Raw genomic sequence first — 12,174 nt, forward strand, 5'->3', positions numbered from 1 at the left:
GCTCTCCCCCGGCACGCGCCCGCCCGACATCCACGCCAGCGACTGCTGGCGCAATTGTGGACGACCCGTAAAGGGTGGTTACCCACGGGTACCCAACGTGCCCACGCGGGCATACGCTCACCCCCATGACGGACACGCAGGACACCGACGCCCCCACCGCCTCCGGCAACCCGGTCTTCGAGGCCCCGGCAGGCACCCGTAACGCCGCCGATGTGGTCACCCCCGAGCTGGTCGTCCAGCTCACCCGTGGCGTCGTCGGTTCGGGTACCACCGCCAACCACACGCCCTTCACCGGGGAGAAGCTGGCCGATCTGCCCGAGTCCACCCCGGAGGACGTGGCCACCGCCTTCGGATGCGCGCGCGAGGCGCAGCAGGCGTGGGCGGCCACGCCCCTGCGGCAGCGCGCGGCGGTCCTGCTGCGCTTCCACGACCTGGTGCTGGAGCGGCAGGCCGAGGTGCTCGACCTCATTCAGCTGGAGACCGGCAAGGCCCGCCTCCACGCGCACGAAGAGGTGCAGGCGGTCGCCATGGCCGCCCGTCACTACGGGCGCAAGGCACCCGCGTACCTGCGGCCCAAGCGCCACACCGGCGCCCTGCCGACCCTCACCAAGGTCACCGAGCTGCGTCAGCCGCGGGGTGTCGTGGGCCAGATCGCGCCCTGGAACTACCCCTTCGAGCTGTCCGTCGGCGATGCGCTCCCGGCCTTCGTCGCGGGCAACGCCCTCGTCATGAAGCCCGACACCGAGACCGCGCTGACCGCCCTGTGGGCCCGCGATCTGCTGATCGAGGCCGGGCTCCCGGCGGGTGTCTGGCAGGTGGTCCTCGGCGAGGGCCCGGTCGTCGGCCCGGCCGTCGTCGAGCACGCCGACTACGTCTCCTTCACCGGCTCGACCCGTACCGGCCGTGAAGTGGCTCAGAAGGCCGCCGCGCGACTCATCGGCTGCTCTCTCGAACTCGGCGGCAAGAACGCCATGCTGGTGCTGCACGACGCGGACCTCGACAAGGCGGCGGCGGGCGCGGTCCGCGGCTGCTTCTCCTCCGCCGGACAGCTGTGCATCTCGATCGAGCGGCTGTACGTCCACGAGTCGGTCGCCGACGCCTTCGTGGAGCGCTTCGCCGCCCGTACGCGCGCGATGCGGCTCGGCGCGGCCCTCGCGTACGGCGCCGACATGGGCTCGCTCGTCTCCGAGCGGCAGTTGGAGACCGTGACCCGGCACGTGGAGGAAGCAGTCGCGAAGGGCGCGAAGCTCGTCGCGGGCGGGCGCCCCCGGCCCGACATCGGCCCCCTCTTCTACGAGCCGACGATCCTCGACGGCGTTGAGGCCCCGATGGCCGTGTGCACCGAGGAGACGTTCGGCCCAGTGGTGTCGATCTACCGCTTCAGCGACGAGGACGAGGCGGTGGGGCTGGCCAACGCGACGCCGTACGGCCTGAACGCCAGCGTCTGGACCAAGGACGGGCGGCGCGGGCGGGCGGTCGCGGCCCGGCTGCGCTCGGGCACGGTCAACGTCAACGAGTCGTACGCCGCCGGGTACGGCAGCGTGCAGGCCCCGATGGGCGGCATGGGCGACTCGGGCCTGGGCCGCCGCCACGGCTCCGAGGGCGTCCTCAAGTACACCGAGGCCCAGACCGTCGCCCACCAGCGGATGGTCCCGCTCGCCCCCTCCTTCGGTATGGACGACGCCCAGTACGCGGCCTTCATGAGCCGCGGCCTGCGCGTCATGAAGGCGCTCCGCCTGCGCTGACCTCCGTCCCGCCGTGGTCATCCCTTGTCCCTACGAACCGCGCCGACCTGCACGTTCCATCGGAGGTACCTCGTGAGACGGGACGAGTCCGCCCAGACCCGCGAAAATGCCCACGGTCACGACTACGACGTCATCGTCGTGGGCTCCGGCTTCGGCGGGTCGGTGTCGGCCCTCCGCCTGACCGAGAAGGGGTACCGCGTCGGCGTCCTCGAGGCGGGCCGCCGCTTCACCCGCGAGACGCTCCCCAAGAACTCCTGGGACATCCGCAACTTCCTGTGGGCGCCGGCGCTCGGTCTCTACGGCATCCAGCGCATCCATCTGCTGGGCAACGTCATGGTGCTGGCCGGCGCCGGGGTGGGCGGCGGGTCCCTCAACTACGCCAACACCCTCTACGTACCGCCCAAGGCGTTCTTCGAGGACCGGCAGTGGGGACACATCACCGACTGGGAGGAGGAGCTGAAGCCGTACTACGACCAGGCCCAGCGCATGCTGGGCGTCCGGCTGAACCCCACCCTCACCCCCTCAGACGTGCACCTGAAGGCGACGGCGGAACGGATGGGCGTCGGGGAGAGCTTCCACATGGCCCCGGTCGGCGTCTTCTTCGGGGACGGCGAGGACGCGAGGGGCGAGGCGAAGGCGCAGCCCGGTGCCGAGGTCCCCGACCCGTACTTCGGCGGTGAGGGGCCCGCGCGCCGGGCGTGCACCGAGTGCGGCGAGTGTATGACCGGGTGCCGCCACGGTGCCAAGAACACCCTCAATGAGAACTATCTCTACCTCGCCGAGAAGGCGGGAGCCGTCGTGCACCCGATGACCACGGTGACGGGCGTCTGCGACGACGGGCACGGCGGCTATCTGGTGTCGGTCGTCCCCACGGACAAGAAGCGCCCGGACAAGCCGAAGACGTTCCGCGCCCGGCAGATCGTCCTCGCCGCCGGGACGTACGGCACGCAGAGCCTGTTGCACACCATGCGGGACCGGGGTCTGTTGCCCGGAATCTCGGACAAGCTCGGCATTCTGACCCGGACCAACTCCGAGGCGCTGGTCGGCGCACAGACCGACAACCGCCGCTACCGCAGGAAGCACGGCGCCAAGAAGGCCGACTTCACGCGCGGTGTGGCGATCACCTCCTCGATACACCCCGACGAGAACACCCATATCGAGCCGGTCCGCTACGGCAAGGGCTCGAACTCGATGGGTGCGCTGACCGTTCTCCAAGTCCCGTACGGCAGCAGGCTCCCCCGCGTCCTGGCGTGGGCGGCGAACTGTGCCAGGCACCCGTGGCTGTCGCTGCGCTCCCTCTCCAACCGCCGCTGGTCCGAGCGCACCATCATCGGCCTGGTCATGCAGACCCTGGACAACTCGCTGACCACCTACCGCAAGCCGAAGGGGCTCGGCAGGGGGCTGCTGACCGCCAAGCAGGGCCACGGCGCGCCCAATCCGACCCAGATTGCCGAGGCCACGCAGGCCGCGAGCATCCTCGCCGAGGAGATCAACGGCTTCGCGGGCAGCAACATCGGCGAGTTGATGGGCACCCCGCTCACCGCGCACTTCCTCGGCGGGTGCCCCATCGGCGAGGACACGGAACACGGCGTGATCGATCCGTACCACCGGCTGTACGGGCACCCTGGCATCCATGTGGTGGACGGCGCGGCGGTCTCGGCGAACCTGGGCGTCAACCCGTCGCTGACGATCACGGCCCAGGCGGAGCGTGCGATGTCGCTCTGGCCGAACAAGGGCGAGGACGATCCGCGCCCCGCGCAGGGCGAGGCTTATGTGCGGCTGACCGCGGTCGTACCGAAGTCGCCGGTCGTGCCGGAGAGTGCGTTCGGGGCGCTGCGACTGCCGGTCCTCCCGGTCCCGGCGGTGCCGCCGAAGCGGTCTGCGGAGACCGCGGAGAGCTCGGCGCCCGCCGAGACCTGAAGCGCGTACGTCCCGTGCCCACGACTTCCGCACGCGCGCGTGCGCCGGGTTCTCCGCCCATGCCCACGCGTCCATCCCGCACGACGACGTGACGAAGGGGCCGCACTCCCCTCCTGATCGGTGCGGCCCCTTCGGGGTTGAGCTACGGACTACCGCTTACGCGGCGGCCTCCGAGCCCGCGGACTTGCGACGGCGCACGACGAAGACGGCGCCCGCGCCGACGACCATGGCGACACCGCCGATGGTGGCGACGGTCGGCAGCATCGAGGACGAACCGGTCTTGGCGAGGTTGCCCTTCGGGTTGATCTCGGTGTTGCCGGAGGGCTTGGCCGGGAGCGGCTTCTTGCCCCCCTGCGGCTTGGCGCCCGGCACCTCGCCGGGCTTCGAGCCGGCCTTGAGGATGTCGAACTCGTAGTAGCTGTCGCCTCCGGAGTAGACGCAGTCGCCCTTGTCGTTGGCGTAGACGCCGATGCTGATGGCGAAGCCGAGGCCGGCAGGAGCGGACGCGTCGACGCTGAGGCGCAGGTTGAGCGAGAAGGACTCGTGCGGCCGGACATCGGTGTAACCGACGTAGCCCGCACCCTCGTCGTTCTCGTCGAGGGAGATGTTCGTCCAGGCGCCGGTCTCGGGGTTCTGGAACTGCAGCGTCAGGTGGCTGGTGGAGATGTTCCAGCTCTCCTCGTCGAGCTGCGCGGTGAAGACGCCGAGGTCGACGCGCTGGTACGACGCGTCCGACGTGTTCGAGACGTTCAGCTTGAAGTTGTGGTAACCACTGCCCGCCACGATCTTCGACGGCAAGCCGGAGAAGCCGGTGACGAGGTTGTCGTCGAACTGCGGCTCCTCGTCGCTGTCGTTGCACTCGACCGGGCCCTCGGACGGGGCCTCCGTCGGCTCGGCCGGGGCCGATGAGCTCGGCTTGTCCGACGGCTCGGCGGGGGAGCTCTCCGGGGCGGAGGGCTCCTCGGCGGGGGAGCTCTCCGGAGCGGAGGGCTCCTCGGACGGGGTGCTCTCCTCGGGAGAGGGGTCCTCGGCGGGGGTCGGCTCGGCGGTGGCCGTCTCGGCCGTGGTCGCAGACGAAGTCGGGGAGTCGCCGTCGGTCGCGTACGCGGCAGGGGCCGCGAGCAGTGCGACGGGACCGATGACGGCCGTCGCGGCAGCAGTCGCCAGGGCGCGGCGGAGCTTCATGAGACCTCATATCCAGGTCCGAGTGCTGCCATTGGCGGCAGCACAGCATGGGTGGCCGTCGCGGTGGGGCGCGGAAGGGCCGTGCGTTTGCAGGTAAGTGACCTGTAAGGAGTGAACATGGTTGTGCATGAGGCAGAGAGATCCTCATGTGACCTGTGTCACTGGCGTGGTCTCAACCTGGGAAGAGATTCCAGGGAGCGCGCTGGTGAAGGCGATGACAAGGAAAACGGAAGCGGCCGGCCCGGGCGTCCCCGGGGCCGGCCGCTGTGGGCCGTGACCGGTCCTGCTGTCCCCTGCCGACCGGTCACTCACTGGGGCGCGGTCCCACGACGTGCACGGCACGTCACACGCCCCAGTGGTTCCGCCCTGTCGCTGCCGGGCGCCCGATCGAACATGGGCGGAGCCACGCGTGGTGTGCATGAAGGCCGCCCCTGGCTGGCACGGACACCGGTACCAACGAGAGGACTCACGGGCCGGTCACGCACCGTACGGGTGATGGGCCCGCGCGGTGGGGCCCTTGCCGCGCGGGGCCGCGCCCGACGCGGTCACACGCGGCCGCGACACAGCTCTAGCAGCGTCATCGCGAGCGCGGTGCCGGGCTTGCCGAGTTGCTCGCTGTAGTGGCCGATGATCTCCATCTCGCGGGACAGGTTCACCCGGCGCCCGCCGGAGGCGATCCGGGCCTGCTGGATGACGGCCGAGACCGCCATCCGTTCCTGGATGAGGCCGATGATCCGCCCGTCCAGATCGTCGATCCGCCGACGGGCGTCGCCGATCTCGGCGGCGGCCTCAGGGGTGCGCGCGCCGGTGTCCGCTGTATCCGGGGCCGCTGCACCGGCGGTCGCGTGGCGGGCTGCGGTGGGGATTGCCGTCGGGGTGCTCATGTCCGTATCTCCTCGGGGTCGATCGGGACGGCCCCGGGACCTTCACGGCCCGTACGACGCGAGGCGCCCCGGGCCTTGTCGGCCCGGGGCGCCTGGGAAGTCGCTTGTCAGTTGCTCAAGCAGCACGACCATGGCAGCCGGACGGGCCGGGTGCCATAGGTAAAGACGAAGCTCAGCTGCTTGGACATGGGCCTCAGTATGTCCCGGCCGAGACGAGAGGGCCAAAGCCGGCCCGGATCGTGAGACGGGCCGATGCCCCTTACACCCCCGTTAGAATCGAGACACCGCAGACTCCGTATCACCCACTCCCCGCCGGAAGGCCGCCGAAGTGTCATCAGCGACCCCAGCCGCCGCTCCCGACGCCGACCCCACGACGGACACGGTCCTCGTCGTCGACTTCGGTGCGCAGTACGCCCAGCTCATCGCCCGTCGCGTCCGCGAGGCCAGGGTCTACAGCGAGATCGTGCCGCACACCATGCCGGTGCCTGAGATCCTCGCCAAGAACCCGAAGGCGATCATCCTCTCCGGCGGTCCGTCGTCGGTCTACGCCGAAGGCGCCCCGCACCTCGGCCGGGAGATCTTCGACGCTGGTGTGCCGGTCCTCGGCATCTGCTACGGCTTCCAGGCCATGGCGCTGGCGCTCGGCGGCACCGTCGACAACACCGGCGGCCGGGAGTACGGCCGTACGCCGCTGTCCATCTCCCGTCAGGGCTCCACACTCTTCGCGGGCACCCCCGACGAGCAGTCCGTCTGGATGTCGCACGGCGACGCCTGCTCGGCCGCGCCCGAGGGCTTCACGGTCACCGCGGCCACCGACGGCGCGCCGGTCGCCGCCATCGAGTGCGACCAGCGAAAGCTCTACGGCGTCCAGCACCACCCGGAGGTGCTGCACTCCACGCACGGCCAGCAGGTGCTGGAGCACTTCCTCTACCGCGGCGCCGGGCTGGAGCCCAACTGGACCACCCACAACGTGGTGGAGGAGTCGGTCGCCGCGATCCGCGAGCAGGTCGGGACCAAGCGTGCCATCTGCGGGCTGTCCGGCGGCGTGGACTCGGCGGTCGCCGCCGCCCTCGTCCAGAAGGCCATCGGCTCCCAGCTGACCTGCGTCTACGTGGACCACGGCCTGATGCGCAAGGGCGAGTCGGAGCAGGTCGAGAAGGACTTCGTCGCCGCGACCGGCGTCCAGCTCAAGGTCGTGGAGGCGGAGGACCGCTTCCTCGGCGCGCTGAAGGGTGTCTCGGACCCCGAGGAGAAGCGGAAGATCATCGGCCGGGAGTTCATCCGGGTCTTCGAGCAGGCGGCCTCCGAGATCGTCGCCGAGGCCGGCGCGCAGGGCGAGCAGGTCGAGTTCCTGGTCCAGGGCACGCTGTACCCGGACGTCGTCGAGTCCGGCGGCGGCACCGGCACCGCGAACATCAAGTCGCACCACAACGTGGGCGGCCTCCCCGAGGACCTGCAGTTCCGGCTCGTCGAGCCGTTGCGCCGGCTCTTCAAGGACGAGGTCCGGATGGTCGGCCAGGAGCTAGGCCTGCCGGACGAGATCGTCCAGCGACAGCCGTTCCCCGGGCCGGGCCTGGGCATCCGGATCGTCGGTGAGGTCACCAAGGAGCGGCTGGATCTGCTGCGCGAGGCCGACGCGATCGCCCGCGAGGAGCTGACGGCGGCCGGGCTCGACCGGGACATCTGGCAGTGCCCGGTGGTGCTGCTGGCCGATGTCCGCTCGGTCGGCGTCCAGGGCGACGGCCGCACGTACGGGCACCCGATCGTGCTGCGGCCCGTCTCGTCCGAGGACGCGATGACCGCGGACTGGTCGCGCCTGCCGTACGACGTGCTGGCGAGGATCTCGACGCGGATCACGAACGAGGTCGACGAGGTGAACCGGGTGGTGCTGGATGTGACCAGCAAGCCGCCAGGCACCATCGAATGGGAGTGACCTCCCGCTGCAGGTCAACGCCGACGTCGTCGCTCATACGTTTGGGTGGCGGCGTCGCTGTTTCCGCTGGGTAGTCTGATCGTACGGACCAGACTCACGTCCATGGGAGCACTCATGAGCGCAGAAATTGCGCACCACCACTGGCCGGTGCCGCCGACCGAGGGTTACACCGTGGACGACCTTCTCACCCTGCCTGACCTCCCGCCGCACACTGAACTGATCGACGGGAGCCTGGTGTTCGTGAGTCCGCAGCGCATCTTCCACAGCACGGCGATCGACCTGCTGGTCAGCGGCCTGCGTCGCACCGCGCCGCCCGAGCTGAGGGTGATGCGTGAGATGACCATGGTGATCGACAGGCACAACGGTCCGGAGCCGGATGTATCGGTGGTGCGTGCCACGTCGGTGAGGAGCCGGGAGCAGACCTACTTCCAGGTGAGAGACGTCTTGCTTACGGTCGAGGTGGTCTCGCCGGACTCTGTGTCTCGCGACAGCGGCACCAAGCCGTACAAGTACGCCACTGCCGGTGTTCCGCATTTCTGGCGGGTCGAGATGGCCAGTGTGGACGAACGCCCGGTCGTGCACGTCTTCGAACTCGACAAAGAGACGCATCTCTACAGTTCCGTCGGTACGTTCCACGACCGGCTCAAGCTCTCCACCCCCTTCGACATCGACATCGACCTCATCGAGATCGACGAGCTATAGGACAACATGACGCGGTTGGTGCTGGTATGCCTGGTGTCAACCGTACTGGGAGGCATCAGCCACCCGCTGGTGTGCAGAGCTCGCCCGGATGCAGGAGACCGGCCGGGAGTGCGGCACAATTCCCTCTCATCACACGGGCGTTTTGCCGCGCGTACGTAGGGGACCGCCGCGGCATCGCGACGAGAGAGGTTGTCCCATGGCCGTGGATTCGGCGAGAGACGGTGGGCAGGCCGGCGGGGCCGGGCACGGCGGGGCCTGCACCTGCGGTGACTGCCCGTACGGCGCCCGCGCGGGGCACCGGCGGGCGGTCGCGGCCTTCGTCGCGCAGCGGGAGGAGCTGGCCGCAGGCCAGGGCGTACCGGCCGCGCTCGCGCACTCGGCGCCGGCCTCCCGGCAGTGGGTCTCGGACGAACTGACCCGGTCCGCCGTCAAGGCGGCGGAGTTCGGCCGCGCGGAGGGCCGGATGCGGCTGCGCGGCAGGCGCGGCGCGCTGATCGGGCCGCTGGTCGGCGACGACAACCGGCTGTCCACCTCGCGTGCGGTGGCGGCGCTATGGGTGCTGGTCGCGGTGGCCGGAATCCTCGTACCGTCCGTGGTGCTCGCGGTGTCCGGCGACCGGGCGCGGATCGTCGACGGGCTGCGGGTGGGCCGGTGCGCCGGGCTCCTGACCGTCGTCGCGCTGACCTGTCTGGTGACGGTGGCGGTGCGGGGAATCGTGATGGCGCGGATCCGGGCCCGGCGGCTGCAGAAGCTCAGTGCCGCCCGGCCGCGCGGAAGCGACATCCTCACCGACGACGCAGGACGGGGCAGTCTCGTCGATGTGCAGTACGCGGCGGTCGCCGCGGCCGCCGCGCTCTTCGCGACCGTCCGGCTCGTGAGGGAGCCGGAGCGGCTGCCCGACATCCCGTGGGGGCTGGTCGGCCTGGTGGCCGTCTCGGCGGTGACCTACCTGGCCGCCAAGGGCACGGAGGGCGGGCGACCGGTCGTGCTCTCCGTCGTCAGAGCTCGGGAGGCCGGAGACCTGGACTGTCCGGTCAGGCCGGGGGACGACATCGAGATCCGGGGCAGCGGCTTCGTGCCGCCGGGCGCGGGCACGGCGGCGGAGGCGCTGGGACGGTTGGTGGTACGGATCGGCGCAGTGCATGTGCACGTGCCTCTGGTGCCGGTCGTCGGCGGCTTCCGGAGCCCGACGGACACAGCGCTGACCGTACCGGTCCCGGCGGAGGTGGAGCCGGGCCGCGTGGAGGTCCAGGTCGTGACCGCGGCCGGGGCGGAGAGCAACCGCTATGCGATCGACGTGGTGGACGGCTGACGCCGGCGGCCGGACGCGGACTGCACGTGCCGTCCTGATTGAACCGGACGTGAAGCCTCGGCCATACCTCTCCCATTACCGCGTGTGCGCGAGCACAATCGTGCCTTCGTGGAGGCGACAGAGGAGGCCGAGGGCATGGTTCTTGTGGATCGTTCGGGCGCGACCGGCGACCGGACGTGGCGGGACACGGCGTCGCGCCACGCGCTGCTGCCGCTGAGGGTGTTCCTCGGGGTCACCTTCATCTACGCGGGCATCGACAAGTTGATCGACTCCAACTTTCTCTACGGCAGCGGCCCCGGCTCGCTCGTCCAGGTCATGGAATCGGTACGGGACGGATCGGCGTTCCCCGCCATGGTCGACCTGGCGCTCCGGAGCCCGACGCGCTTCGGCCAGGCGATAGCCATCGGCGAGCTGGTGGTCGGGCTCGGCACCCTCGTCGGCCTCCTCGCCCGCCTCGCGGCGTTCGGCGGCGTGCTGATCTCGCTGAGTCTCTGGCTCACCGTCAGCTGGCAGACCGAGCCGTACTACTACGGGAACGATCTGGCCTACCTCATGGCATGGGTCCCGCTGGTGTTCGCAGGCGCGCAGGTGTTCTCCCTGGACGCCGCGATGAAACGCCGCCGGGCCCGGCGCGGCCGTCAGATGTTCACCTAGCGGTCCACCGGACAGCGGCGGGAGGGGACGGGGTCGGAGGGACGGGGGTTCCGGGAAGCCGCCGTGTATGTGTGGGCCCCCGGGGCCCGTAAGTATGCGTTCCCGGAATCCCCGTCCCGGAGGCCCCGGCCCGGCACCGGACCGAGGCCCGCCGCCCGACCGCGCCCGGAACGGACGCGCAACCCCTGCGCGGGGCGCCTCCGCCACGCGGAACGATTGCCCCGGTGGGTCAGCGCGACGCAGAGCGGCCACCGCGGCTGGGGGCACCTCCCGGCCGGAGGCTGGGGGAGGAGCGGCGGCGAGCTGCGGTCACGCCACCTGCGAGAGCCGCGAGGCAGAGGCCGCCCGCCAGTACGGGGAACAGCGCCCACGCCGGGACGGCCCACGCACCCGCGGCGTCGAGTCCGTACGCGACACCCGTGCCCAGGAGGACCAGGCCGGCGATCAGCTTGCCCGGTTCGAGGTCATGACGTCGCACGGGTCACCTCCACCTGGCCCACTCCGGTGTCCAGTTCCAGGTCGAGCGTGCCGTGCGGCTCGCGGCCGTCCTCCGGCGGCAACGTCACGTCCCTCCGCAGGCCGGCCGAGACGTCGATGTCGTCCCGCCTCTCGTCCGGCAGCCGCAGATCTCCGACCCCGACTTCGACATCGAGCCGCACGGTCGCGTCTCGTGGCACCACGACCTTCAAATGCCCCACACCGACGCTCGCTCGCGTCGTGACCGTCTGCTCCTTCCCGAGGTCGAGACCGGTCAGGTCCAGCGTGCCGGCGCCCGTCCCGAGTGCGTAGTCGGGCCGTACGACAGCGGCCGACGCGGGCCTCCAGTCCGTACGGTCCCAGTCCGAGGTGACGCTCTTCGGCATGGCCGCCGCGCCCGCCAGCAGCAGGCAGGTCAGCAGTGCCATGACGAGCGTCCCGGCCCCGGCACGGCCGTAGCAGGACGCGATCGCGAGCCCGAGGCCGAACACGGCGACGGCGGCGGCGAGTCCGGCCTGCAGGCTGGTGCCGAGCGGTTGCGAGTCCCAGGAGACGAGGATGCCGACCGTGCACGCGGCCACCGCGAGGAGGAAGATCCAGCCGCCGATCCACCTCCGGTACGTACGCGCGGGAGAGGGGTCCTTCTGGTCGAGCGGGGCGTCCGCCGGGCCCCACAGATAGCCGGTGCCGGTGGTGCCGCTCGTACCGTCCTTGGTGATCGGGCCGCGCCACCAGGACGGGGCACCGGGTGCGGGCGGAGCCAGGGTCTCGGGAGGCGCTTCCGCGACCGCATGCGCCGTCGCCGCGTTCACCGCGCCCTCCTGCTCCGCGAGGCGCCGGCGCTGCGACCAGTGGGCTGCCCCGACCAGTGCGCAGGACACCATCACGTCGAAGAAGAAGACCGTCGGGCTGCCGAGCATCGACAGCAGCAGCCCGCAGCCGACCAGCGCGCAGAGCAGGGCGGTCAGCGCCGGGACGTCGACGCGGCCGGAGAGCAGCCTGCGCGCTTCGTTCTCGTCCTCGCCGTCCCGTGGGATCAGCAGCCACGCGAAGCCGTACGCGATGAGGCCGACGCCGCCCGCGACTGCGAGCAGGGACAGCGTGACCCGGAAGATCACCGGATCGAGGTCGTAGTGCCGTCCGAGCCCGCCGCAGACGCCCGAAATGACCGAGTTGCCGCGACTGCGGCGAAGGGACTGGAGTGCTGCCCCCGGCGCGGGTGGTGCGCCGGGGGCGGTCCGCTGGTCGTCCATGGCTTCATAGTGGCCGCCCGGCAACCCCGGGTGCACCCGTCACAACCCTGGTACGACCCTGAGATCTCCCCGGTAGGGACGGGCGTTATCGTGTCGGGGCCATGGCAGG

At 70.8% G+C, this 12,174-nt stretch carries 10 protein-coding genes; 6 read left to right on the forward strand and 4 right to left on the reverse strand.

From position 1 onward, the window contains the following. Nucleotides 1-125 precede the first annotated feature (125 nt). Nucleotides 126-1,745: a succinic semialdehyde dehydrogenase gene (locus ACTWQI_RS13050; protein WP_443270078.1), complete on the forward strand. Its 1,620-nt coding sequence runs from the start codon at nucleotides 126-128 to the stop codon at nucleotides 1,743-1,745. A gap of 72 nt (nucleotides 1,746-1,817) precedes the next feature. Next, on the forward strand, nucleotides 1,818-3,665 hold the full coding sequence (locus ACTWQI_RS13055; protein WP_443270080.1) for a GMC oxidoreductase: 1,848 nt from the start codon (nucleotides 1,818-1,820) through the stop codon (nucleotides 3,663-3,665). Between the two features lie 156 nt (nucleotides 3,666-3,821). On the opposite strand, the gene ACTWQI_RS13060 is transcribed toward ACTWQI_RS13055, so the two are convergent. Both ACTWQI_RS13060 and ACTWQI_RS13065 read right to left on the reverse strand, forming a co-directional pair. Continuing rightward, complete coding sequence (locus tag ACTWQI_RS13060; RefSeq protein WP_443270082.1) at nucleotides 3,822-4,850, reverse strand: LAETG motif-containing sortase-dependent surface protein; 1,029 nt, start codon at nucleotides 4,848-4,850, stop codon at nucleotides 3,822-3,824. Nucleotides 4,851-5,395: 545 nt separating this feature from the next. After that, the gene (locus ACTWQI_RS13065) at nucleotides 5,396-5,734 is read right to left on the reverse strand and encodes a chorismate mutase (RefSeq protein WP_443270083.1); all 339 of its coding nucleotides are present in this window, start codon (nucleotides 5,732-5,734) and stop codon (nucleotides 5,396-5,398) included. A 328-nt stretch (nucleotides 5,735-6,062) separates the two neighbouring features. On the opposite strand from ACTWQI_RS13065, the gene guaA reads away from it, so the two are divergent. The 4 genes from guaA (at nucleotide 6,063) to ACTWQI_RS13085 (ending at nucleotide 10,335) form a co-directional block, all read left to right on the forward strand. Then, the gene (gene guaA, locus ACTWQI_RS13070) at nucleotides 6,063-7,667 is read left to right on the forward strand and encodes a glutamine-hydrolyzing GMP synthase (RefSeq protein WP_443270085.1); all 1,605 of its coding nucleotides are present in this window, start codon (nucleotides 6,063-6,065) and stop codon (nucleotides 7,665-7,667) included. 114 nt (nucleotides 7,668-7,781) lie between these two features. Further along, entirely contained in the window at nucleotides 7,782-8,369 is a 588-nt protein-coding gene (locus ACTWQI_RS13075; RefSeq protein WP_443270087.1) for a Uma2 family endonuclease, read from the forward strand. Nucleotides 8,370-8,565: 196 nt separating this feature from the next. Beyond that, nucleotides 8,566-9,681 (forward strand): hypothetical protein, encoded by a 1,116-nt coding sequence (locus ACTWQI_RS13080; RefSeq protein WP_443270089.1) that lies wholly within the window; start codon nucleotides 8,566-8,568, stop codon nucleotides 9,679-9,681. A gap of 135 nt (nucleotides 9,682-9,816) precedes the next feature. Continuing rightward, nucleotides 9,817-10,335, forward strand: coding sequence for a DoxX family protein (locus tag ACTWQI_RS13085; protein WP_443270330.1), 519 nt, complete (start codon nucleotides 9,817-9,819; stop codon nucleotides 10,333-10,335). A gap of 229 nt (nucleotides 10,336-10,564) precedes the next feature. On the opposite strand, the gene ACTWQI_RS13090 is transcribed toward ACTWQI_RS13085, so the two are convergent. Continuing rightward, nucleotides 10,565-10,813 carry a hypothetical protein gene (locus tag ACTWQI_RS13090; RefSeq protein ID WP_443270090.1) on the reverse strand — a complete coding sequence of 83 codons (249 nt, stop codon included), beginning with the start codon at nucleotides 10,811-10,813 and terminating at the stop codon, nucleotides 10,565-10,567. Next, the gene (locus ACTWQI_RS13095; protein ID WP_443270092.1) at nucleotides 10,800-12,065 is read right to left on the reverse strand and encodes a PspC domain-containing protein; all 1,266 of its coding nucleotides are present in this window, start codon (nucleotides 12,063-12,065) and stop codon (nucleotides 10,800-10,802) included. Before ACTWQI_RS13095 ends, ACTWQI_RS13090 begins: the two co-directional genes overlap by 14 nt. Nucleotides 12,066-12,174 lie beyond the last annotated feature (109 nt).

This window comes from Streptomyces sp. KR80 (assembly GCF_052245555.1).
GTDB lineage: Bacteria > Actinomycetota > Actinomycetes > Streptomycetales > Streptomycetaceae > Streptomyces.